23 protein-coding genes and 1 tRNA gene are annotated in these 21,964 nt (G+C 60.4%); 20 read left to right on the top strand and 4 right to left on the bottom strand.

What is annotated here, in order from left to right; genetic code table 11:
* Positions 1 to 94 precede the first annotated feature (94 nt).
* The 14 genes from N4Q37_RS15850 to N4Q37_RS15785 all read left to right on the top strand — a co-directional run bounded on the left by N4Q37_RS15850 (position 95) and on the right by N4Q37_RS15785 (position 10,456).
* The gene (locus tag N4Q37_RS15850) at positions 95 to 841 is read left to right on the top strand and encodes a YebC/PmpR family DNA-binding transcriptional regulator (RefSeq protein WP_018614256.1); all 747 of its coding nucleotides are present in this window, start codon (positions 95 to 97) and stop codon (positions 839 to 841) included.
* A gap of 134 nt (positions 842 to 975) precedes the next feature.
* Positions 976 to 1,500 carry a crossover junction endodeoxyribonuclease RuvC gene (ruvC, locus tag N4Q37_RS15845; RefSeq protein WP_260959134.1) on the top strand — a complete coding sequence of 175 codons (525 nt, stop codon included), beginning with the start codon at positions 976 to 978 and terminating at the stop codon, positions 1,498 to 1,500.
* Positions 1,501 to 1,615: 115 nt separating this feature from the next.
* Positions 1,616 to 2,224, top strand: coding sequence for a Holliday junction branch migration protein RuvA (gene ruvA, locus N4Q37_RS15840; RefSeq protein WP_260959132.1), 609 nt, complete (start codon positions 1,616 to 1,618; stop codon positions 2,222 to 2,224).
* Positions 2,225 to 3,286, top strand: coding sequence for a Holliday junction branch migration DNA helicase RuvB (gene ruvB, locus N4Q37_RS15835; protein WP_260959130.1), 1,062 nt, complete (start codon positions 2,225 to 2,227; stop codon positions 3,284 to 3,286). It abuts the gene before it with no gap.
* A 127-nt stretch (positions 3,287 to 3,413) separates the two neighbouring features.
* Positions 3,414 to 3,881, top strand: a complete 468-nt coding sequence (gene ybgC / locus N4Q37_RS15830; protein WP_260959128.1) for a tol-pal system-associated acyl-CoA thioesterase — start codon at positions 3,414 to 3,416, stop codon at positions 3,879 to 3,881.
* Positions 3,871 to 4,566 (top strand): protein TolQ, encoded by a 696-nt coding sequence (gene tolQ, locus N4Q37_RS15825; RefSeq protein ID WP_260959126.1) that lies wholly within the window; start codon positions 3,871 to 3,873, stop codon positions 4,564 to 4,566. The genes ybgC and tolQ overlap by 11 nt, the downstream gene beginning before the upstream one ends.
* Before the next feature lie 23 nt (positions 4,567 to 4,589).
* Positions 4,590 to 5,042, top strand: a complete 453-nt coding sequence (gene tolR, locus N4Q37_RS15820; protein ID WP_260959320.1) for a protein TolR — start codon at positions 4,590 to 4,592, stop codon at positions 5,040 to 5,042.
* On the top strand, positions 5,042 to 6,121 hold the full coding sequence (tolA, locus tag N4Q37_RS15815; protein ID WP_260959124.1) for a cell envelope integrity protein TolA: 1,080 nt from the start codon (positions 5,042 to 5,044) through the stop codon (positions 6,119 to 6,121). The genes tolR and tolA overlap by 1 nt, the downstream gene beginning before the upstream one ends.
* A gap of 17 nt (positions 6,122 to 6,138) precedes the next feature.
* Positions 6,139 to 7,419, top strand: coding sequence for a Tol-Pal system beta propeller repeat protein TolB (tolB, locus tag N4Q37_RS15810; protein ID WP_260959122.1), 1,281 nt, complete (start codon positions 6,139 to 6,141; stop codon positions 7,417 to 7,419).
* A gap of 52 nt (positions 7,420 to 7,471) precedes the next feature.
* Positions 7,472 to 7,969, top strand: coding sequence for a peptidoglycan-associated lipoprotein Pal (gene pal / locus N4Q37_RS15805; RefSeq protein ID WP_003178634.1), 498 nt, complete (start codon positions 7,472 to 7,474; stop codon positions 7,967 to 7,969).
* Positions 7,970 to 7,975: 6 nt separating this feature from the next.
* Positions 7,976 to 8,812 (top strand): tol-pal system protein YbgF, encoded by an 837-nt coding sequence (ybgF, locus tag N4Q37_RS15800; RefSeq protein ID WP_260959055.1) that lies wholly within the window; start codon positions 7,976 to 7,978, stop codon positions 8,810 to 8,812.
* 166 nt (positions 8,813 to 8,978) lie between these two features.
* Positions 8,979 to 9,626 (top strand): 7-carboxy-7-deazaguanine synthase QueE, encoded by a 648-nt coding sequence (queE, locus tag N4Q37_RS15795; protein WP_260959054.1) that lies wholly within the window; start codon positions 8,979 to 8,981, stop codon positions 9,624 to 9,626.
* Positions 9,627 to 9,642: 16 nt separating this feature from the next.
* Positions 9,643 to 10,317, top strand: a complete 675-nt coding sequence (gene queC / locus N4Q37_RS15790) for a 7-cyano-7-deazaguanine synthase QueC (protein WP_260959318.1) — start codon at positions 9,643 to 9,645, stop codon at positions 10,315 to 10,317.
* Between the two features lie 63 nt (positions 10,318 to 10,380).
* Positions 10,381 to 10,456: transfer RNA gene (locus N4Q37_RS15785), tRNA-Lys, on the top strand.
* A gap of 130 nt (positions 10,457 to 10,586) precedes the next feature.
* Here the strand turns inward: N4Q37_RS15785 and N4Q37_RS15780 are convergent.
* Positions 10,587 to 11,522 (bottom strand): LysR family transcriptional regulator, encoded by a 936-nt coding sequence (locus tag N4Q37_RS15780; protein WP_260959052.1) that lies wholly within the window; start codon positions 11,520 to 11,522, stop codon positions 10,587 to 10,589.
* A gap of 170 nt (positions 11,523 to 11,692) precedes the next feature.
* On the opposite strand from N4Q37_RS15780, the gene N4Q37_RS15775 reads away from it, so the two are divergent.
* The 6 genes from N4Q37_RS15775 to N4Q37_RS15750 are packed head-to-tail and all read left to right on the top strand — an operon-like array spanning position 11,693 to position 18,595.
* Positions 11,693 to 12,310 (top strand): thermostable hemolysin, encoded by a 618-nt coding sequence (locus tag N4Q37_RS15775; protein WP_260959050.1) that lies wholly within the window; start codon positions 11,693 to 11,695, stop codon positions 12,308 to 12,310.
* Positions 12,307 to 13,869 (top strand): AMP-binding protein, encoded by a 1,563-nt coding sequence (locus tag N4Q37_RS15770; protein ID WP_260959048.1) that lies wholly within the window; start codon positions 12,307 to 12,309, stop codon positions 13,867 to 13,869. The genes N4Q37_RS15775 and N4Q37_RS15770 overlap by 4 nt, the downstream gene beginning before the upstream one ends.
* Positions 13,844 to 14,725 (top strand): TauD/TfdA family dioxygenase, encoded by an 882-nt coding sequence (locus tag N4Q37_RS15765; RefSeq protein ID WP_260959046.1) that lies wholly within the window; start codon positions 13,844 to 13,846, stop codon positions 14,723 to 14,725. Before N4Q37_RS15770 ends, N4Q37_RS15765 begins: the two co-directional genes overlap by 26 nt.
* Positions 14,726 to 14,734: 9 nt before the next feature.
* Positions 14,735 to 15,859, top strand: coding sequence for an aminotransferase class III-fold pyridoxal phosphate-dependent enzyme (locus tag N4Q37_RS15760; RefSeq protein ID WP_260959043.1), 1,125 nt, complete (start codon positions 14,735 to 14,737; stop codon positions 15,857 to 15,859).
* Complete coding sequence (locus tag N4Q37_RS15755; RefSeq protein WP_260959041.1) at positions 15,837 to 17,177, top strand: aspartate aminotransferase family protein; 1,341 nt, start codon at positions 15,837 to 15,839, stop codon at positions 17,175 to 17,177. Before N4Q37_RS15760 ends, N4Q37_RS15755 begins: the two co-directional genes overlap by 23 nt.
* A gap of 2 nt (positions 17,178 to 17,179) precedes the next feature.
* Positions 17,180 to 18,595: an amidase gene (locus N4Q37_RS15750; RefSeq protein WP_260959316.1), complete on the top strand. Its 1,416-nt coding sequence runs from the start codon at positions 17,180 to 17,182 to the stop codon at positions 18,593 to 18,595.
* Positions 18,596 to 18,622: 27 nt separating this feature from the next.
* Here N4Q37_RS15750 and N4Q37_RS15745 read toward each other — a convergent pair whose 3' ends face one another.
* The 3 genes from N4Q37_RS15745 to copD form a co-directional block, all read right to left on the bottom strand.
* The gene (locus N4Q37_RS15745; RefSeq protein ID WP_260959314.1) at positions 18,623 to 19,534 is read right to left on the bottom strand and encodes a DMT family transporter; all 912 of its coding nucleotides are present in this window, start codon (positions 19,532 to 19,534) and stop codon (positions 18,623 to 18,625) included.
* 129 nt (positions 19,535 to 19,663) lie between these two features.
* Positions 19,664 to 20,851, bottom strand: coding sequence for a cyanate transporter (locus N4Q37_RS15740; protein ID WP_260959038.1), 1,188 nt, complete (start codon positions 20,849 to 20,851; stop codon positions 19,664 to 19,666).
* A 199-nt stretch (positions 20,852 to 21,050) separates the two neighbouring features.
* On the bottom strand, positions 21,051 to 21,962 hold the full coding sequence (gene copD, locus N4Q37_RS15735; protein ID WP_260959037.1) for a copper homeostasis membrane protein CopD: 912 nt from the start codon (positions 21,960 to 21,962) through the stop codon (positions 21,051 to 21,053).
* Positions 21,963 to 21,964: the final 2 nt, after the last annotated feature.

Here is a 21,964-nt window from a genome sequence, read left to right as displayed (position 1 = left end):
CGGATGCGCTTTTTCATTGGGTCGATATTTCTGATTGCCTGTCGCTGCCCAAGCGCAGGACGGGCAATGTTCCAAAGAGAAACCGGAGCGAGTTATGGCAGGTCATTCCAAGTGGGCGAACATCAAGCACCGCAAAGAACGTCAGGATGCCAAGAGAGGCAAGATCTTCACCAAATGGATCCGTGAGCTGACGGTCGCGGCCCGCCAGGGTGGCGGCGATCCGGGTTCCAACCCGCGCTTGCGCCTGGCCCTGGACAAGGCGCTGGGTGCCAACATGAGCCGCGACATCATCGACCGGGCCATCGCCCGTGGCGCGGGTGCGACCGAGGCCGACAACGTTGAAGAGTTGACCTACGAAGGTTACGGTCCGGGCGGCGTGGCGGTGATGGTCGAATGCATGACCGACAACCGCAACCGTACCGCGGCGGCCGTGCGTCACGCTTTCAGCAAGTGCGGTGGCAACCTGGGGACCGACGGTTCGGTGGCCTACCTGTTCGAGCGCAAGGGGCAGATCAGCTTTGCTCCGGGCCTCGATGAGGACGCCCTGACAGAGGCAGCCTTGGAAGCCGACGCCGATGACGTGGTCAGCCATGAAGACGGCTCGTTTGACGTGTTCACGTCGTTCGCCAGTTTCTATGCCGTGCGCAACGCCCTGGAGGCCGCCGGTTTCAAGCCGGCCGACGCGGAAATCGTCATGCAGCCGACCACCAGCGCCGAGCTGGACCTGGAGGGCGCGGAGAAGGTGCTCAAGCTGATCGACATGCTTGAAGACCTGGATGACGTGCAGAACGTTTATTCCAATGCGGACATTCCCGAGTCAGTGGCTGAACAGCTTGGGTGACAGGCGTAACACAGCTCATTTAAGGTTGTTTGAAATCATCGTGGCGAGGGAGCAAGCTCCCTCGCCACGGATTCACTCCAGGCCCTGGGTGAGCTGTATCCTCACTTGCAACCGCATTACTCTTCGCAGGCGTTATGACTTTAATCCTTGGTATCGACCCCGGTTCGCGCATCACCGGCTATGGCGTGGTTCGCGATACCGGGCGTGGCTGTGTGTACGTCGCGTCTGGCTGCATTCGCACCGGTGCGGGTGAATTGCACGAACGCCTGCAGATCGTTTATCGCGGCGTGCGCGAGGTCATCCAGACGTACGGCCCGGTGACCATGGGCATCGAAAAGGTCTTCATGGCGCGCAACGCCGATTCCGCCTTGAAGCTGGGGCAGGCCCGGGGCGCGGCGATTGTGGCCGGGGCCGAGGAAAACCTGGAGATCGCCGAGTACACCGCCACCCAGGTCAAGCAGGCCGTCGTCGGAACGGGCGCGGCGAACAAGGAACAGGTGCAAATGATGGTGATGCACCTGTTGAAACTAGTCAGCAAGCCGCAAATCGACGCCTCCGACGCCCTGGCCATCGCCATCTGCCATGCCCACACTCGCTCCAGCCTGATGCCTCATGGCCTGGCAACCGCACGCAGTCGTGGCGGACGCCTGCGTCTCTGATAGCATCTGCGCAATCATTCATGAGCCCGAGTATGCCGTGCCTGTGTCGTCGGCCCGCCATGCCCCGGCTGTTACTCGCCAGCCAGCGGCTGGTCAATGCCCAAGGATCTGAAACGTGATTGGACGCTTGCGCGGCACCCTGGCTGAAAAACAGCCGCCGCACCTGATTCTGGATGTAAACGGCCTGGGCTATGAGCTGGAAGTGCCCATGACCACGCTGTATCGCTTGCCGTCGGTCGGTGAGCCGCTGACGCTGCACACCCATTTGGTCGTGCGCGAGGATGCGCAGTTACTCTACGGTTTTGTCGGCAAGCGCGAGCGAGACTTTTTTCGCGAATTGATCCGTCTCAATGGGGTGGGGCCGAAGCTGGCCCTGGCCTTGATGTCGAGCCTGGAAGTCGACGAACTGGTCCGTTGCGTACAATCCCAGGACACCTCGGCCCTGACCAAGGTGCCGGGCGTGGGCAAGAAAACCGCCGAGCGTCTGCTGGTCGAGCTCAAGGATCGCTTCAAGGCCTGGGAGGCGGTGCCGGCCATGTTTGCCCTGGTGCCGAATCAGCCGGACGCGCCAGTCCCTGTCAACAATGCTGAAAACGATGCGGTCAGCGCGCTGATTTCCCTGGGCTACAAGCCGCAGGAAGCCAGCAAGGCGGTTTCCGCCATCAAGGAAAAAGGCTTGAGCAGCGAAGACATGATTCGTCGCGCCTTGAAGGGGATGATCTAAGTGATAGAAGCTGATCGCCTGATCGCCGCCACGGGTGCTCCTCGTGACCGCGAGGACATCCAGGACCGCGCGATTCGCCCCGTCAGCCTGGCCGACTACATCGGCCAGCCGACCGTGCGCGAGCAGATGGAGCTATTCATCCAGGCTGCCCGTGGGCGCAGCGAATCGTTGGACCATACCTTGATCTTCGGCCCCCCGGGCCTGGGCAAGACCACCCTGGCCAACATCATCGCCCAGGAAATGGGCGTGTCGATCAAGAGCACTTCCGGCCCTGTCCTCGAGCGACCGGGGGACCTGGCGGCGCTGTTGACCAACCTTGAGCCCCATGACGTGCTGTTCATCGACGAGATCCATCGGCTGTCGCCGATCGTCGAGGAAGTGCTGTACCCGGCCATGGAAGATTTCCAGCTCGATATCATGATCGGCGAAGGGCCGGCGGCGCGCTCCATCAAGCTCGACCTGCCACCTTTCACCCTGGTGGGCGCCACCACTCGCGCCGGCATGCTGACCAACCCGCTGCGGGATCGTTTCGGGATCGTCCAGCGCCTGGAGTTCTACAGCAATGCGGACCTGGCGACGATTGTCAGCCGTTCGGCGGGTATTCTCGGCCTGCCGCTGGACCCGGACGGCGCTTATGAAGTCGCCCGACGGGCCCGGGGCACGCCGCGGATCGCCAACCGCCTGCTGCGCCGGGTACGGGATTTTGCCGAAGTCCGGGCCAAGGGCCATATCACCAAGCCGATAGCTGACTTGGCGTTGAACCTGCTGGACATCGACGAACGCGGCTTCGACCACCAGGACCGACGCCTGCTGCTGACCATGATCGAGAAGTTCGACGGCGGCCCGGTGGGCGTGGACAGCCTGGCGGCGGCGATCAGCGAGGAGCGCCACACCATCGAGGATGTGCTGGAGCCGTACCTGATCCAGCAGGGCTATATCATGCGCACCCCCCGTGGGCGCGTCGTGACCCGTCATGCGTACCTGCATTTTGGCTTAAACATCCCGACACGAATGGGCGAGATGCCGGTGGTAGACGAATTCCTCGATGCCGTGGACGATTGAGCGAGCTTTACACGTCGATTTTTTCCCGGTTCGTGCTGTCCCAGGCGATGCCTGGAGCGTCAATGGGCTCGAGAATGAAAAAACAGTTGCCTGGCCGATTGGCAACCTGAGGAGTAAGCACTAGAGTATGCGCGCGCAAAACGGGCTGGAGTCGTTCGCACATCGCTGTCGCGTTTATTACGAGGACACCGATGCCGGCGGCATCGTTTACTACGTCAATTACCTCAAGTTTATGGAACGGGCTCGAACCGAACGGCTGCGGGAACTGGGTTTTGCCCAATCCGCGCTGGTGGGGGAGGACCTGTTATTCGTCGTGCATTCCAGCGAAGCGCGCTATCACGCGCCGGCGCGACTGGACGATGAATTGCTGGTAAGTGCCGATGTCATTGAATTGAACCGTGCCAGCCTGCGCTTCAAGCAGCAGGTCAGGCGGGCTACGGATAACATGCTGCTCTGCGAAGGGCAGTTCCTGGTGGCCTGTGTGCGCACCCATAGTTTGAAACCCCGGGCCATTCCCGAAACTCTACGCGCGGCCTTTGCCGGCGTGAGCGGCGCGGGTACACACTCAGAGCAGGAGATAAAGCGTGGAAGCTAACGTCGTCGACCATACCTCCATGTGGAGCCTGGTCAGCAATGCCAGCGTCGTGGTGCAACTGGTAATGCTGACCCTGGTAGCCGCATCGGTGACCTCGTGGATCATGATTTTTCAGCGCAGCAACATGCTGCGCGCCGGTCGTCGTGCCCTGGAGAGCTTCGAAGAGCGCTTCTGGTCCGGGATCGACCTGTCCAAGCTCTATCGCCAGGCGGGCAGCAACCCGGACCCGGATTCGGGTGTCGAGCAGATTTTCCGCGCCGGCTTCAAGGAGTTCTCCCGTCTGCGCCAGCAAACCGGCGTTGATCCGGAGGCGGTAATGGAAGGCGTGGCCCGTGCCATGCGCGTGGCCATCTCGCGTGAGGAAGAAAAACTCGAACAGAGCCTGCCGTTCCTGGCGACGGTCGGTTCGGTCAGCCCGTACATCGGTCTGTTCGGTACGGTGTGGGGGATCATGAACTCCTTCCGCGGCCTGGCGTCCGCGCAGCAGGCGACCCTGGCCACCGTGGCACCGGGCATCGCCGAGGCCCTGGTCGCCACGGCGATTGGCCTGTTCGCCGCCATCCCTGCTGTTATCGCCTACAACCGCTTCTCTGCCCGCAGTGAAACGCTGATCGGCCGTTACTACACCTTCGCCGACGAATTCCAGGCGATCCTGCACCGCAAAGTGCACACCAGCGAAGAATAAGCAGGTATTTCCCGATGGCTTTAATCGCTCGAGCCCGAAACAAGCGCAAGCCGGTTGCCGAGATGAACGTGGTGCCCTACATCGACGTGATGCTGGTGCTGCTGGTCATCTTCATGGTGACCGCGCCGATGCTCAATCAGGGCGTGAAGGTCGATCTGCCCAAGGTTTCCAGCGAAGCCTTGCCGCAGGACAACAACACCCAGGTCCTGACCATTTCGATCAAGGCTGACAAGACCTACTACTGGAACCTTGGCAGTGAAGTCGACACCGAGAAGCAGCAGGACCGGGCCATGACCTTGCCGCAGATGACCGACGCGGTGACCAAGATCATCCGTGCCGGCAACGATGCCGGCAAGCGCACCCAGGTTTTCATTCGCGGCGACAAGTCCGTCGACTACGGCGCCGTGATGGGCGCCATGGGTGGCCTGCAGAAAGCCGGGGTCGGTAACGTTGGCTTGATCACTGAGGCGCCCTGATGCAGCAACAGCGAGAGCCGTCCGCCTCGGAAAGCTACTTCTGGCCCAGTGTCCTGGCAATCAGCCTGCACGTGCTGGTGTTCGGCATGCTGTTCGTCAGTTTTGCCATGACGCCGGAGCTGCCACCCGCCAAGCCGATCGTGCAGGCGACCCTGTACCAGCTCAAGTCGAAAAGTCCGGCCACCACCCAGACCAATCAGAAGATTGCGGGTGAGGCGAAGAAGTCTGCCGCGCGCCAGACCGAAACCGAGCAGTTGGAGCAGAAAAAGGTCGAACAGGAAGCGATCAAGGCCGCGGAACAAAAGAAAGAGGAAGCCGCTCAAAAGGCCGAAGAAGCCAAGAAGGCTGACGAGGCGAAGAAAGCGGAAGAGGCGAAGAAGGCTGATGAAGCCAAGAAAGCCGACGATGCGAAGAAAGCCGCCGAGGCGAAAAAGGCAGAAGAGAAACAATTGGCTGATATAGCCAAGAAGAAAGCCGAAGACGAAGCCAAGAAAGCCGCTGAAGAAGAGGCCAAGAAAGCGGCCGCTGAAGAAGCGAAGAAAAAGATCGTCGAGGACGCCAAGAAGAAGGCGGCTGAAGACGCCAAGAAAAAGGCCGAAGCCGAAGAGGCGAAAAAGAAAGCCGCCGAAGACGCGAAGAAGAAAGCTGCCGCCGACGCCGCCAAGAAAAAGGCCCAGGATGCTGCGCGCAAGTCCGCCGAAGATAAGAAGGCCCAGGCCTTGGCAGACCTGCTTTCGGACACGACTGAGCGTGAGGCGACCAAGGCCGATGAACTTGGCGATCAAGTGGCAGGCGATTACGACGACCTGATCCGGATCCGTGCGGCGGAAGGCTGGGCCCGTCCACCTTCGGCGCGTAAAGGCATGACGGTCGTGTTGCAAATCGGCATGTTGCCCGACGGTACGGTGACCTCGGTCAGCGTGGCCAAGTCCAGCGGCGACGGTCCGTTCGATGCTTCGGCGGTCGCGGCGGTCAAGAACATTGGACGATTGACGGAAATGCAAGGAATGAAACCGAGCGACTTCGCTCCCTATCGTTCATTCAAGATGACATTCACACCTGAGGATCTAGCCTTGTGAGAAACCTTCTTCGAACAATGCTCGTCGTTATCTTCTGCATGGCAGGGATAGCGATGGCAGAGGAAAAGAACATCCTGGTCACCAGCGGCAGCGACCGGGCCACCCCGATCGCCGTCGTACCGTTCGGCTGGCAGGGCGGTAGCGTCCTGCCGGATGACATGGCGGAGATCATCGGCAATGACCTGCGCAACTCGGGTTACTACGCGCCGATTCCGAAGCAGAACATGATCAGCCTGCCGACCCAGGCCAGCGAGATCATCTACCGTGACTGGAAGGCCCTGGGCGCCCAGTACATCATGGTCGGCAGCATCGTTCCGGCCGGTGGTCGCCTGCAGGTGCAGTACGCCTTGTTCAACGTCGCCACCGAGCAGCAAGTGCTGACCGGCAGCGTGTCGGGCGGCGTCGACCAACTGCGTGACATGGCCCACTACATCGCCGACCAGTCGTTCGAGAAACTCACCGGCATCAAGGGCGCCTTCTCCACCCGGATGCTCTACGTGACGGCCGAGCGTTTCTCCGAGAACAACACCCGCTACACCCTGCAGCGTTCCGACTACGATGGCGCCCGCGCAGTGACCCTGCTGCAATCGCGTGAGCCGATCCTGTCGCCACGTTTCGCACCCGATGGCAAGCGCATCGCCTACGTGTCGTTCGAGCAGAAGCGTCCGCGCATCTTCGTCCAGCACATCGACACCGGCCGTCGCGAGCAGATCACCAACTTCGAAGGCCTGAACGGCGCGCCAGCCTGGTCGCCGGACGGTTCGCGCCTGGCGTTCGTGCTGTCCAAGGATGGCAACCCGGATGTCTACGTGATGAACCTGGCGTCGCGTTCGATCTCGCGCGTCACCAATGGCCCGGGCATCAACACCGAACCGTTCTGGGGCAAGGATGGCTCGACCATCTACTTCACCTCCGACCGTGGCGGCAAGCCGCAGATCTACAAGACCAGTGCCGGTGGCGGCGGTGCCGAGCGCGTGACGTTCGTGGGTAACTACAACGCCAACCCTAAACTGTCGGCGGACGAAAAGACCCTGGTGATGATCCATCGCCAGGATGGTTTCACCAATTTCAAGGTGGCAGCCCAGGATATGGCGCGCGGTAGCGTAAAAATCCTCACTGATAGCACTCTGGACGAGTCACCTACTGTTGCGCCCAACGGCACCATGGTAATCTACGCCACCCGCCAGCAGGGCCGGGGAGTCTTGATGCTCGTGTCCATTAATGGACGCGTGAGGCTCCCGCTTCCTACCGCTCAAGGCGAAGTCAGAGAACCGTCCTGGTCCCCTTACCTGAACTGACGCGGCGCAATACGTTTTACTTAACACACTGGGGTTCATTAGGAGTTTCACGATGGAAATGCTGAAGTTTGGTAAATTTGCTGCGCTGGCTCTGGCCATGGCTGTAGCTGTAGGTTGCTCCTCCAAGGGCGGCGACAACGCTGGTGAAGGCGCTGTTGATCCGAACGCTGGTTACGGCGCAAACACCGGTGCAGTTGATGGCTCCCTGAGCGAAGAAGCTGCTCTGCGCGCAATCACCACCTTCTACTTCGAATACGACAGCTCGGACCTGAAGCCAGAAGCCATGCGCGCTCTGGACGTTCACGCCAAAGACCTGAAAGCAAACGGCGCTCGCGTTGTTCTGGAAGGCAACACCGACGAACGTGGTACTCGTGAGTACAACATGGCACTGGGCGAGCGTCGTGCGAAAGCCGTTCAACGCTACCTGGTACTGCAAGGTGTTTCCCCAGCTCAGCTGGAACTGGTTTCCTACGGCGAAGAGCGTCCAGTTGCTACCGGCAACGACGAGCAGTCCTGGGCTCAAAACCGTCGCGTCGAACTGCGTAAGTAATTCGTCATGCGAACGTGCCGTCGTGCTGTAACTGTCCTGGCTCTCAGCTTCGCGCCGCTTGCGGCGTGGGCTGCGGTTCCTGTGGTCGATAACGATTCCGGCTATAGCAATAGCGGGAGCAGTTATCCGCCTGCAGGTTACGGTACGAACGGCGCCTATGCCGGGGGAGGGGTTTCGGCCCCTGTCTCGGCACAGGGCGAGCTGTTCAACCAGCTCCAGCAAATGCAGGATCAGCTTTCACGCCAGCAAGGCGCGATTGAGGTACTGCAAAATGAAGTATCGCGCATGAAGCAGGAAAACCTGGAACGTTACCAGGATCTTGATCGGCGCATAGGAAGCGGTGTTGCACCTGCCGCGACTCCTGAGAATTCTCCTGCCGGTGGCGACTTGAACGCCCCTGGTGCAGCCGCAGGCGCAAATGCGGGGGCAGCCGCTCCAGCACCCGCTGCCAGTGGCGAGCCGGCCGACCCGGCGAAGGAAAAGCTCTATTACGACGCTGCCTTCGACCTGATCAAGGCCAAGGATTTCGACAAGGCCAGCCAGGCCTTTGCCGCTTTCCTGCGCAAATACCCCAACAGCCAGTACGCGGGTAACGCCCAATACTGGTTGGGTGAAGTGAACCTGGCCAAAGGTGACCTGCAAGGTGCCGGCCAGGCCTTCGCCAAGGTCTCCCAGCTGTACCCCAAGCACGCCAAGGTGCCGGATTCGCTGTACAAGCTCGCTGATGTAGAACGCCGCCTCGGTCACACCGACAAGGTCAAGGGCATTCTGCAGCAAGTGGTGGCCCAGTATCCGGGTACCTCCGCCGCCCAGTTGGCGCAGCGCGACTTGCAACGCATGTAAGGCTGTTTGACCCGTTTCGAAGAAACCCGCGCTTGTCGCGGGTTTTTTCGTTAGAATTCACGCCCTTTTCATGAAACACGCTTTTTGGGATCTACGCGTTGACGGGGTTCCTTGAAGTGCCTGACGGAGGCGGACAGCCTGTTTAGCTGTTACGCCCGTGGCGACTATGCAAGACACATTGAGAATCACCGAAGTTTTTTACTCGTTACAGGGTGAAACACGAACGGCCGGCCTGCCCACGGTATTCGTGCGCCTCACCGGTTGCCCGCTGCGTTGCCAATACTGCGACAGTGCCTACGCGTTCAGCGGCGGCACCTTGCGCACCCTCGACGATATTCTGGAGCAAGTGGCTGGCTATCGTCCGCGCTATGTATGCGTCACGGGCGGCGAGCCATTGGCACAACCCAACGTCATCCCACTGCTCAAGCAATTGTGCGACGCCGGCTATGAGGTTTCGCTGGAAACCAGCGGTGCCCTGGACATTTCGAGCGTCGACCCGCGGGTCAGCCGCGTCCTGGACCTGAAAACCCCAGGCTCCGAGGAAGCGCATCGCAACCGTTATGAGAACATCGAGCTGCTGACCGCCCACGACCAGGTCAAGTTTGTCATCTGCTCGCGAGAAGACTATGACTGGGCTGTGTCCAAGTTGATCCAGTACGGCCTCGACCGGCGTGCTGGCGAGGTGTTGTTCTCGCCAAGTCATCACGACTTGAATGCCCGTGACCTGGCGGACTGGATCGTGGCGGACAATCTGCCGGTGCGCCTGCAACTGCAGTTGCACAAATACCTTTGGAACGATGAGCCGGGGCGCTGATATGACTGAACAATCCATCACAGAAAAACGTGCGGTCATCCTGCTGTCGGGTGGCCTGGACTCGGCGACTGTCGTGGCCATGGCCCGCGCCGAAGGCTACCGCTGCTACACCATGAGTTTCGATTACGGCCAACGCCATCGCGCCGAGCTGCAAGCCGCCGAGCGGGTGGCGCGGGACCTGGGAGTGGTCGAGCACAAGGTAATCGGCCTGAACCTCAACGGCATTGGCGGCTCGGCATTGACCGACAGCTCCATCGACGTGCCTGAAGCACCGAGTGAAGGCATCCCGGTGACTTATGTGCCGGCGCGCAACACTGTGTTCCTGTCGCTGGCCCTGGGTTGGGCTGAGGTTCTTGGCGCCCGTGACATCTTCATTGGGGTCAATGCCGTGGATTATTCCGGCTACCCGGATTGTCGCCCGGAGTTCGTCGAAGCGTTCGAACGCATGGCGAACCTGGCAACCAAGGCAGGCGTGGAAGGGCAGGGTTTTCGCATCCAGGCGCCGCTGCAAAACCTCAGCAAGGCTGCCATCGTCAAGGCGGGTATGAAGCTTGGCGTTGACTACGGGCTTACCGTTTCGTGCTACCAGGCCGACGATCAGGGCCGTGCCTGTGGCAAGTGCGACAGCTGCCGCCTGCGTGCGGAAGGCTTCGCGGCGGCCGGTGTGAGCGATCCAACCCCATATTTTTGATTTATTTCAAAATAAGTGTTGAATAGTCCTTAGAAATCAGTATTATACGCGCCACCACACAGCGGGTCGTTAGCTCAGTTGGTAGAGCAGTTGGCTTTTAACCAATTGGTCGTAGGTTCGAATCCCACACGACCCACCATTTTCTAGCAGTTTTGAAAGTCCGGAAGGCCCACGAAAGTGAGGATTTCCGGATTTTTTTTGCCTATAGGAAAATCCAAGGCCGGCCAGGCTGGGAACCACGCGAGGATATGCGTGGTTCCCCCAGCGGCTTAGAGCAAGCCGTCCTCGGCGCAGACCTTCACTATCTGCTCGCGAAACCAGATGTTGGCGTTGTCCTGGCCGGGTTTCTCGCTCCACATCATATCCAGCGTAAAGTTCGGTAATCCGGCCGGCGGCTTGCGATGGCTGAATTTGGCCTCGTCACAGGTCAGCGCCTGAATGCGTCGGGGCAGTGTCAGCACGAAGTCAGTCCCGGTGACCATATTGAGCGCTGCTACGTAGCTGTTGGCTCGGGCGACGATCTGCCGACTGTAGCCCTGGCGGGCCAGCCAGCCATCAATCATGTTGGTGTCGGAGGTCCAGGGGGTCGGGAAAACATGCTGGCACGCGACGAATGTTTCCAGGCTGAGGACCTCGTCTGGCAAGTTGCTGTTTCTGTCGACTACACAGACCAATTCATCCTCCAGTAATACTTGCGAGCGCAAGCCTTTGGCGCTGCGATGAAAGTTCGGGCCGAAACAAATAACTAGGTCGAAGCGACCGTCCGTCAGTTCGTCAGCCGGAATATCTTTGTGCAATTTAGTTATATTGATGATGACTGGAAATTGGCTGCCAATAAAACGCTTGACCAAGTTTGGCAGGATCAATAACTCAAAATATTCCGGTGCGCAAAGATTGAATGTTATTTCTTTCTGGGTGGGGTCGAAGATTTGAATCCCGGAATGGCAAATATTAATAGTCTGAAGAATCTTGAGGACATGACTGTACATCGCGGTGGCCTTATTGGTCGGATGCATGCCACTGCGGGTATTAATGAATAATTCATCTTCGAAGCTGGTGCGCAGCTTCTTCAGGCAGTAGCTCACGGTTGACTGGCTGACGCAGAGGGCCTCGGAGACCTCTGTGACACTGCTCTTCTCGTACACCGCAACGAACACCATCAAGTCCTGCATGTCCAGCTTTCTAAGCAAATTACTATTGAGCATAAGATCCTTCTTGGCACAATCCATGGGTTAGCGTCCCTGGTTTTTATGACAAAGACGTTTATTTATATATTAGCGGATGCATTTTATTTTTTAAATGGCTTGTAGGAAATTTCTTAAATATGCTCGCCTTGCTTTTATAGACATCCTGCACAGGGACGGAGGAAGGCAAAATGCAAATACGTGTCGCGGAAACTAAAACGTCATTATGGGTACAGGCCACGGAGGTAGTAAAAGACAAGTTTAGAAGTTCTTACGCGGCTTCGGTAGAACCTAATCCACAATACTTTGCGGTCACTCAGGACCAGGAAGATCGCATACTCGCGTGTGCCGGTATTACTTTTGCGGATCATCGCATTCTCTTTTCCGAGCAATACCTGGCACAACCGATTGAGGAGATCCTGTCCCAGCGTTTCGAAAAAACCATCGAGCGTTCGAACATTGTCGAGATCGGCAATCTGGTTTCCCATCACCTCACGGCGGGAATGATTCTCGTTAATATGATTCCATTGTTGTCCTGGTGCATGGGCGGTCATTACTTGTTGTGCACTGTTACGCCTCGGGTCCGGCAAATGATGGAAAGTTGCCAGATCGATTTCGAGCCGTTATTGACCGCTGACCCCACCCGCCTGGCCGATGATGGCGGCAAGAACTGGGGGACCTATTACGCCAAGAAGCCGATTACCGGTTTCATCCGAGTCGATCCGAAGCGCTCACGTTTCGCCGCCACGACGCTCAACACCTCGTTCACACAATTGCCTGGTGAAACCCTGGCGAGGGCGCAGCCATGAGCGGTGGTTTTATCAATCTGTTGAAACAGGCATTGCAGGACAACCGCCAGGCGGTCTGCGCGGTTGACTGGACGTCGGGCTCGGAGTCTGTGGCGCTGACCTACGGCGAACTGGAGCACCGGGCGCTCAATCTGGCTGCCGAGTTGCAACGACGTTTCGCAACGTCGGCCCACGGCGATCAGGTGGTGCTGGGGATTGCCACGCGCAACAGCAGCGACTGGCTGGTGGCCGACCTGGCGTGCCTGTTTGCCGGGATTACCGCGCTGCCGTTGCCGCTGGCATTCAGTCAATCCCAGGCCGAGCATCTGGCCGAGCGTTGCGACGGGTTTCTGGTGGACGCCGCCGGGCAGCGGACACTGGCTCAACGTTGGAAACTGAATTTCCCTGACAGCCGCCTGCGTCGCCTCAGTGAGCCAGTGATCGAGCAACCCCTGGCGCACGTTCCGGACGCAGAGGGTGACTGGATCTGCAAGATCATTCACACCTCGGGCACTACCAGTCGGCCGAAAGGCGTGCGCTTGAGCAATCAGGCGGTTGGCGCGGTGCTGACGTCGTTGCGCGAACGCATGCCGATCAACGCCCATCGTCGGTATCTGTCGCTGGTTCCGTTGAGCTTGCTGCTTGAACAGGTGACTGCCGCTTACCTGCCGCTGCTGGCCGGCGGAACCGTGCATTTCCTGCCGCCGAGCGAAGCATTGCTCGGCGAACCCGGGGCTTCGCCACGGCGTCTGGTCGACTGGATTCTGCAGATCCAGCCGACGGCCCTGACGGTGCCGCCGGTCATGATCAATCGCTTCCTGGAGCAGTTGAACGATGGCGGCGAGGCAGGGGCGCGGTTGGCGAGTTACCTGAAGTCCGGGGCTCACATCACCTGTGGCGGCGCGGCGGTGAGTATCGATGCCCTGCACGATCTGGCCGAGCAAGGTATCGAGGTGTACCAGGGCTACGGTCTGTCGGAAAACGCCTCGGTGGTAAGCATGAACACCCTCGAAGAGCAGCGCCTGGGCAGTGTCGGCAAGCCGCTTCCCCATGTCCAGGTACGGATCGGCGCCGACCAGACCATCGAGGTCAGGAGCAGCTCGCTGTTCAGCGGTTATTCAGGGACGGATCCCAGCGCGTGCTCCATGTCGGGTGACGGCTGGATGGACACCGGGGACCTGGGGATGCTCGACGAAGAGGGCTACCTCTACGTGCACGGTCGCAAGAAGAATGTGATCTGCCTGCCCAACGGCCGCAATGTCAGCCCCGAGCAGGTCGAGCTGGAATATCGCAAATACCCGGGTGTGAACGACGCCGCGGTGTTCTTCGATGAGCAACACGGTCTCGTGGCGTTGCTGTGTGTCGAGTCGACGCCGGCCAGCGATGAACTGATTACCTGGTCGACCGGCCGCTTCTCCGACATCGAACGACCGAATCGACTGTGGTTGTTGACCAAGGACGATCCGTTGATCGAGCAGCTCTACACCGTCACCGGTCGACCGAAACGCGCCGATATCGCCACTGTTTTTTCCACTCTGCAAGGGAATGCATCCAATGAGCACACTTGCCTTTCACTTTGAAAACCCGGACGTCTCCATCGTCGAGTCGCACCACTTCGCCAGCCTGGGCAAGGACGAGTTGTATGAGCTGCTGGGACACTACGGTGTCGTGCTGTTTCGCAACTGTATCCACAGTGCGGAGGCGTTCAGCGCCTACGTCAAGCAAAACAGTTCGCGGCTGAGCCTGGACCCGGCGCGGGTCATGGTCGATGGTGCCGCGCAGTTGGTGGATGCCGGGCATCAGGCGGTCGGCCTGCATTGCGAAAACGGCAATTCGCCGTTTTGGCCGGACATGACCTGGTTCTATTGCCAGGAAGCGCCGCGCAAGGGTTCGCAAACCACGATCTGCGACGGTGAGAAAGTGCTGGCGAGGCTGTCCCCGGCCTGCCGCAGCTTCTTCGAAAACAACCCTATTCGCTACAGCCGCACCGTGGCGGGGGAAAAGTGGCGCCGGTTGGTTTGTCACTATTCGCCGACCCTGTCGAACCCGGCAGACGTGGTCATCGAGGATCTGTTGCAGATCATTGGTAATGACCCGCAGACGCAGATCTCCTTCAACCCGGCCGATGACTCGATGCACTACGCCTTCAGCACGCCGGCGATCCTTACCTCCGCGTTCAGCCAGCGCCCGGCGTTTGCCAACAGCATCCTGGGGCCTTCGTTCAACTACGAGGCGCCGGTGATCGATACGATGGACGGGCAGGTGATTCCCGCCGGGTTCCTGGCCGAAATCGCCGAAGTCTCCGCCCAGTACACCGTTCCGGTGGGGTGGCGTGACCACGATGTGGTGATGATCGATAACCGTCGGGTCATGCACGGTCGTGAAACCATCGTCGACGAGCGTCGGCGCATTTTCAATGCCCTGAGCTATCGCTGAGAGAGTGCCATGAATAACGATAAATATATTATTGGCGGGCAGTACGAGACGTACCTTGACGGCGATGGTCGGCAGATCATCGACCTGACCGGCGGGTTTGGCTTCCAGGTGCCAGCGGTGATCGATGCGGTCACCCGTCAGGCGCAGATCATGGGCTTGTCCAACCGGGTACTGATGTCTGCACCGCTGATTGCCTTGTGCCGCCGTCTGGCCGAGCTGCTGCCTGAGCCGCTGGTCAGTTCCTATGTGTGCAGCTCCGGCGACGAGGCGTTCGAGGGCGCCTTGAAGTTATGCAAGGGGCTCAAGCCGAAGGGCAACACCATCGTATTCATCCAGGGCGGTGATTACGGCTCGCTGACCTACGGGCGTTGCCTCAACGCCGCGCAGGGCGACCTGGACGTGCAACATTTCCAGGGCTTCAAGCGTGTGGCGATTCGTCATCTCGCGGATCTGGACACGGTGGACTGGAGTGATTGCTTCGCGGTCTGCCACAGCAGTACCCGCCTCGATGCGAACGGTCGGATGCAATTGCTCGAACCGGCCCTGGTCGAGCGCTTGCATGCCCGTGCGGCGCAAGCCTCGGTGCCGGTGATCGCGGTCGACACCCAGACCTGCCTTGGCAGCCTGGGCTCGCTGTTCGGTTTCCAGCGTTATCGCTGTGTCCCGGACATTGTCGTGCTCGGTGGAGCGTTGGGGGGCAGTGCGATTCCCATCGGCACCTATACCTGCAGCGAGCGCATGGCCTGGCAGGTTTATGGGCGCAGCAGCCCGGCCAAGCATGGCAGCACCACGGCCGGCAATCCGATGGCTTGCGTGGCGGCCCTGGCCGCGCTGGATTATGTGCAGGCCAACGACTCACCCCGGCAATGCCTGGAAAACGGTCAGCGCCTGGCGCAGACCCTGGCGTCGTTCGGCGCCGTGGCCGAGGGCGGCTGGGTCAGCCTGCCGCTGTCCGATGACCTGCAACCGAGCGCGGTGTGCGAGGCGCTCTATGAAAAAGGCGTCTATATCAGCGTTCCTCGTGGTCGGGAGTTGATCCTGCGTTGCCCGATCACCGCTCGTCCCGAACATATCCAACGTGCCGCAAACATCATCAAGGAGACCCTGAGCCATGTCCTTACTCAGGCCGCATGAACAACTGCTGGATGATTGCCAGCGGTACTGGAGCGCCTCGGCGGCCAAGCTCTATCGCCTGGGCAAGACCAGCGTCGAGCAACAGGCCGATGGCATTCACGTTACCGACCACACCGGCAAACGCTTTATCGACTGTGCGTGCAGTTACGGTGTGTTTATCGTTGGCCATCGCAACCCGATGGTCCGCGAGCAGGTGCAGGCGCAACTGAACCAGATGGCCTGGGTACCGGAAGGCCGGCGTCATCCACTCCAGGACAAATTGACCGAACGTCTGTGCCAACTGGTGCCGGGGGAGTGGGGTGACGTGCAGTACATGGTCTCGGGGGCCGAGGCCATCGAGCAGAGCCTGCGCTATGCGTTGCGCATCCAACCGCACCGGCGCGGGATCGTGGTGATGAGCGGCTCCTACCACGGCAAGACCCTGGCGGCGATGAGCATCCTGGGGCAACGACAGAACCACAGCAGCTATGGCATCGCCGCGCCCGACGTGATCCATGTGCCCTACGGTGATTTTGCGGCCCTGCAAAAGGCCGTCGGCGAGGGCGTGTGCGCGGTGTATGTCGAACCGATCCTGGGCGGCGCGCACCTGCAGGTACCTCCGGTGGGCTACATGGCCAACCTGCGGGCCTTGTGCGATGCCACCGACACCCTGCTGGTGGCAGATGAAATCCAGACCGGTTTCGGTCGCTGCGGCAAATGGTTCGCCGTGCAGTATGACGACGTGGTGCCCGACATCATGATCCTCTCCAAGGGCCTGACCGGCGGCTACACCTCGTTCGCCTGCGCCATGTACAGCCAGCGTCTGGCGACCCAATACCCGCTCAGTGAAATCGAGCCCGATACGCGCACCAATGGCGGGCATCCGGTGGCGTGCGCCTCGGCGTTGGCGGCCATCGATTACATCGAGCAGAACAACCTGGTGGAGCAGTCGCGGATCAACGGCGGCTTGCTGCGCCATGGCCTGCAACGCCTGGCGCTGCGCTATCGGCACATCGTCGAGGACGTACCGGGGGTGGGCCTGATGACGGGGCTGCGCTTGCGCGGTTCGGTCTATGAAGCCTTGATGAGCATGGAGTTGAGCAAGCGCGGCGTTCATGCCGGTCATTCGATGAATGAAAAGGCCGAGCGTCCGGTGCTGCGCTTCTACCCACCGTTGAGCATCTCGCCCGATGCGTTGCGCCATGTCCTGGCAATGATCGAAGAGGCCCTTGAGGCCATCGACCGGCGCCCGAAGCTGGCGGTCAAGGCATTCTCCCTGGTGGTGCGCAACATGTACCAGTTACCCAACAAATGGTTGCGCAGCAAGGAGGCGTCGTGAACATGTTCAACCCCGACTCGCTGACCCTTCGGGAAATGGCTGGTCTGTTACGACGTGGCGTGCTGACCAGCGTCACGCTGCTGGAGTTCTACCTGCAGCGGATTGCCGAGCGTAACCGGCAGATCAACGCACTGATCCAACTGGCGCCCGTGGAGCAATTGCGGCGCCAGGCCCGCGAAGCCGATGAGATGGCGCGCATCGGCCAGATCAGTGGTCCATTGCACGGTATTCCCATCACCATCAAGGACGTCCTCCACGTCCAGGGATTCAGGATGTCCCGGGGGCTGGAGGAGTTGCTGGGCGACGTCAGCCAGCAGGACGCGACGGCCGTCGCCCGGCTTCGGCAGGCCGGGGCGATCATCCTGGGTATCAGCAATGTGCCTGAGTTGTGCATGGCTTTCGAGACCGAAAACCTGATCTATGGCCGCACCCTCAATCCCCATGACTTGCAACGCTCCGCCGGCGGCAGCAGTGGTGGTGAGGCGGCGGCGATCGCCGCCGGGTGTTCGCCCGCCGGGCTGGCCTCCGATGCCTGTGGCAGTGTGCGGATACCCGCGCACTTCAACGGCATCTGCGGCTTGAAACTGACCCAGGGCCGGGTGCCATTGACCGGCCAGTTTCCCAACGACCGCTCCGGGTTGTTCCACATGACCTCGGCTTTTGGCGTGATGGGTCGCTATGTCGATGACCTGGCGCTGCTCGGGCCGTTGATCAGCGGCGCCGACGGACAGGATCCGGACACCGTCGACGTACCGTTTGTCGAAAGCGAGCCGCTGGCCAGCCTGCGGGTCGCACTGTTTTCGGAGTCGGACCGCACGCCCGTCAGCGCAGCGGTGAGGCAGGTGTTGCAGCGGGTCGAACGGTGCCTGAGTCAGATCGTGGCGCAGGTAAGTCCGGTGGCGCCGCCGATGCTCGAGGAGGCCTGCGATGTGCTATGGCGGGTGTTCATCACCGGTGCCGACGCCGGGCGCGGCTGGCGACAGCTGTTCGAGTCGATGAACAAGCGCCGTTTCACCCCGGCCATCGCCCAGTTGCTGGAGATGAGCAAAGCCGCGGAGTTGACCGTGGATGAAGTCAAGCGCGACTGGATCGCGATCGATACATTCCGCTATCAACTGGCGAAGTTCTTCAAGCAACACGACCTGTTCATCTGCCCGGTATTCCCGGACGTTGCGTTCCGTCATGGCGAATCCCTGGAGGATCGCAACCGCTATGCCTTTGTGTTCCCGTTCAGTCTCAGCGGTTCACCGGCGGTGGTGATCCGCGCCGGAACCGATGCGGTCACGGGAATGCCCATCGGCATCCAGATCGTCGGACCGCATTGGCAGGAGGAACGGTTGCTGGCCGTGGCGGCTTTCCTTGAGCGGGAGCTGGAGCGCTGGAGCCCGGTTGCACCTCGCTCGGCGTCGGCGTACTAGCGCCAACGTACAAAGCCTGGGGCGATTTCAAGCCGTAACGGTTCTGGCATTACGGCTTGAAATCACCAGCGCCAGCATCCCTACGCCTACCAGCCCGGCACCGATGATCTCGAGCGCCATCGGTTGCTGTCTGAGCCAGAACCAGTTGAGCAGCGTCACGAACAGGGTGTTGAGGTACACGTAGGAAATCACCGTGGACGGTGCGATCACCCCGATGGCCCGGTGCAACAGCCAGAACGTGGCAAGGGTACCGAACAGAGCCAGGTACACCAGCCAGCCGATATCCAGCATCGACAATTGCAGGCCGCTGCGCCAGCCGCCGCTGAACAGGCAGAACACCAGTAGAAACAGCGAGCCGAACAGCATGTTCCAGAACGTCATCGCCACCGGATCTCGTCCCTGGAGCGCCTTGGCCTTGAATCGCTGGCTAAGGGGTGAGTACAGTGCCATCGCCACGCAACCGGCACCGAATACCAGCACCGGATACAGCGCCGGCATCTGCCCCGGCACCGCGCCCTTGAGCGTCAGCAAGACGGCGCCGGCCGCCGCGATCAGCATGGGCAGCAAGCGGGTCTTGAGGTTTGGACTGGGCAGCAGGAACACCTCGAAGAACAAGGTCATCAATGGCACCAGTGTGTACAGTGTCGCGGTATTGACCGCCGAGGTGTAGCGCAAAGCCTCGAACAACGAACCAAAATAGGTCGCCAGCAACAGGCCAAGCACTGCGTGGGCCAGCAACCCTTTGAGGGTGATGGGCGTGGTGTTTTTCAGCAACAACAGCGGCAGGAACAGCAAGGTCGAAAACAGCAGTCGCAAGCCCGTGAGCAGAATCGGGTCGATCGAATGGCTGACCTGAGCCGCTGCGAAGAACGACGAGGCGATCAGCATTGCCCAGATCAGCATGCCCCAGTGAGCGGCTGCAAAACCGACGTGTTTCATCAAGGTCTTATTCCTCTGTTCGAGAACTGGAACGTCATGATGGGCAAGTCCGTCGGCCGTCATGGGTAGGGGGATAAAGACAGGGCCGCATTCATTGCGGCCCTTTTTTCAGTGACGCGAACGGTTCCGCTAGCTGATGTGCCGCGCGTACTGCTTGGGATTGAAGCGCAACACCATCAGGATCATCAGCGCCATGACTGCGGTAAGCGACCACCAGGCCCATTCGAAGCTGCCCAACTGATCGCGGATCATCCCGGCGATCAGGGGTGAAAGCCCAGCGATCAGATAGCCGATGCCTTGCACAAACGCCGTCAGGCCACCGGCACGGCGTGGGTTGTCCAGGTGGTCGAGGGACACGATCAGGCTCATCGGGAACAGGCCGCCGATGCCCAGTCCCAGCAGGCAGGGCCACAGCAGGCTGAAGCGTTCGGGGCTGAGGATCAGGCCGCAGAAACCGCCCATGATCAGGGCCAGCAGAACGGTCAGTACCAGGCGCTTGTCCTGGCTGCGGTTGGCGATTGCGGGGGTGACGAGGCCCGAGAGCACTTCCATAGCCGTCAGGAACCCCAGCAACAGGCCCGCGTGCTGTTCGCTCCAACCTTTTTCCACGTAGTACGGCGCGAGCCAAGCCAGTACGCAGGTGTAGGACGCGGTGCCCAGGCCGAAGAAAATCGCCAGCAGCCAGGCTCGTCCATTGGCGAAGAACGACTCCTTGTTCCGGCTCGGGGCGTCGGGTAACGGCGTGACGGCCGAGCGCTGGGCGTACCAGCATCCCAGTGCGACCAGTGCCAGCACCGCCCAGATCGCCAGGGCGATACGCCAGCTACCGGTTTGTGTCAGGACGAAGGGGGAAAATGAGGCCGCCAGTGCTGCCCCCCCCATGATCGAGGTGACATACAGCCCCATGAACAGCGAGACGTTGTCAGAGTAGCGCGATTTGATCACGGCCGGCATGACCGCCTGAATCAACGCGATTCCGACCCCGGCCACCACGGCGCTGATAATCAGCTCGGCGGCGCTGTCCAGGTACAGGCGCGACGCCGTTGCAATGCCGATGATCAATAGCGAGAGCACGATGGTGCGGTGTTCGCCGATACGCAGGGCAATGCGCATGCCCAGGAACATCGCCAGGCCCATCGCCATGACGGGCAACATGGTCAGCAATGAAGCGGTGCTGAAACTCAACGGCACCTCGCCGCGAATGGCTGACAACAACGGTCCGACCGCCGCCATCGAAGGTCGCAGGTTCAGCGCCACCAACACCACACTGACCATCAACCAGACGGCATGGGTGCTTGAAGTTCGAACGTTTTCCATAACGGAGCCTTGGCTGATAAAAAAATGCCATTTAGGCCGAGAAAGGAGGACCGGGGCAAACTGAAAACTGGGCAGGAATATTGAAAGATTAAATGCTCATCACCCTGTGGGAGCCGAGCTTACCCGCGAAGACGGCGGCACATTCAGCCTCTACGTGACAGACACGCCGTTTTCGCAAGCAGACCCGCTCCCGCAAATGCTATTCCATGGCCGGGCTCAACGTACCCAACCAGGCCACCAAAGCCAGGATGACCGCCGCTACAGAGAACTCAAGCACCATGCTGCGCCGCAACGCCCTCACGGCGATACGGTGTTCATCGGTTTGCCTGGCCTGTTCCAGCTGCGGGCTCAGGTGAAAGCGGTTCAGCGCAGCGAACACCAGCATGACCGCGAACAGGATGAGCTTGAGCACCAGCAACTGGCCATAAGTGCTGTCGAACAATCCTTCGACGCTTGGACCGACGATGAACAGGTAATTCACCAAGCCCGTCACGCTGAGGATCACCACGATCAACGCCCCGATGCTTTCAAACCCGATCAACGTCCGGGCCAGTACCGACAAGCGAGGTTCGGCCTGGCGAAGCAGCAGGGCAAACGCGGCCAGGGCACCGACCCAGCCACCGGCCGCCCACAGGTGGAGGAAGTCGGTGATGAAGTGCCCATTACGGCGCGCGCCTTCGTCCATGGCGCCATGCCCGGCCCAGGCCAGTGTCGCCAACGCCACGGCCCCGGCCAGCGTGACCAGGCCCAGGCTGATGGTCGGCCAACGTTTATTGAGCGTCACGGCGAAACCGGCCAGCAGCAGCGCCGCGATCCGTAGCGTCCAAGTCAAACCGACATCGGTCTCCAGCACCATCATTTCAATGTGCGGCCATAGCTCGGTCCAGTCCGCCGCGCCGCTCATGGCCCAGGCCATGCACGCCATGGCGGCCAGGGAGAGCAAGCCGCCGAGCACTGCCGAGCCCACCAGCAGCGGCGCGAAAGGCAGCTGCGCGCCTGAGACCCGCTCCTGGCCGCGCAGGGCGTACAGGCCAAATGCGGCCAGGCCGAACAGCAACATCAGATCCAGGTACAGCGCGAAGCGCAGTGCGATGTTGATCGAGTCGCTCATCA

The organism is Pseudomonas citri (assembly GCF_025336485.1).
GTDB lineage: Bacteria > Pseudomonadota > Gammaproteobacteria > Pseudomonadales > Pseudomonadaceae > Aquipseudomonas > Aquipseudomonas citri.
The sequence above is the reverse complement of the archived record's forward strand: the minus strand, read 5'-3'. Positions and strand labels throughout refer to the sequence as shown.

Bases quoted from the DNA above. Each gene is read 5' to 3' on its own strand.
- N4Q37_RS15750 (WP_260959316.1), top strand. From the start codon at position 17,180: ATGTTCAACCCCGACTCGCTGACCCTTCGGGAAATGGCTGGTCTGTTA.
- queE (WP_260959054.1), top strand. From the start codon at position 8,979: ATGCAAGACACATTGAGAATCACCGAAGTTTTTTACTCGTTACAGGGT.
- pal (WP_003178634.1), top strand. From the start codon at position 7,472: ATGGAAATGCTGAAGTTTGGTAAATTTGCTGCGCTGGCTCTGGCCATG.
- N4Q37_RS15775 (WP_260959050.1), top strand. From the start codon at position 11,693: ATGCAAATACGTGTCGCGGAAACTAAAACGTCATTATGGGTACAGGCC.
- N4Q37_RS15765 (WP_260959046.1), top strand. From the start codon at position 13,844: ATGAGCACACTTGCCTTTCACTTTGAAAACCCGGACGTCTCCATCGTC.
- N4Q37_RS15850 (WP_018614256.1), top strand. From the start codon at position 95: ATGGCAGGTCATTCCAAGTGGGCGAACATCAAGCACCGCAAAGAACGT.
- ruvC (WP_260959134.1), top strand. From the start codon at position 976: ATGACTTTAATCCTTGGTATCGACCCCGGTTCGCGCATCACCGGCTAT.
- N4Q37_RS15760 (WP_260959043.1), top strand. From the start codon at position 14,735: ATGAATAACGATAAATATATTATTGGCGGGCAGTACGAGACGTACCTT.
- ybgF (WP_260959055.1), top strand. From the start codon at position 7,976: ATGCGAACGTGCCGTCGTGCTGTAACTGTCCTGGCTCTCAGCTTCGCG.
- N4Q37_RS15745 (WP_260959314.1), bottom strand. From the start codon at position 19,534: ATGAAACACGTCGGTTTTGCAGCCGCTCACTGGGGCATGCTGATCTGG.
- N4Q37_RS15770 (WP_260959048.1), top strand. From the start codon at position 12,307: ATGAGCGGTGGTTTTATCAATCTGTTGAAACAGGCATTGCAGGACAAC.
- ybgC (WP_260959128.1), top strand. From the start codon at position 3,414: ATGCGCGCGCAAAACGGGCTGGAGTCGTTCGCACATCGCTGTCGCGTT.
- tolB (WP_260959122.1), top strand. From the start codon at position 6,139: ATGCTCGTCGTTATCTTCTGCATGGCAGGGATAGCGATGGCAGAGGAA.
- N4Q37_RS15780 (WP_260959052.1), bottom strand. From the start codon at position 11,522: ATGCTCAATAGTAATTTGCTTAGAAAGCTGGACATGCAGGACTTGATG.
- N4Q37_RS15755 (WP_260959041.1), top strand. From the start codon at position 15,837: ATGTCCTTACTCAGGCCGCATGAACAACTGCTGGATGATTGCCAGCGG.
- N4Q37_RS15740 (WP_260959038.1), bottom strand. From the start codon at position 20,851: ATGGAAAACGTTCGAACTTCAAGCACCCATGCCGTCTGGTTGATGGTC.
- tolA (WP_260959124.1), top strand. From the start codon at position 5,042: ATGCAGCAACAGCGAGAGCCGTCCGCCTCGGAAAGCTACTTCTGGCCC.
- copD (WP_260959037.1), bottom strand. From the start codon at position 21,962: ATGAGCGACTCGATCAACATCGCACTGCGCTTCGCGCTGTACCTGGAT.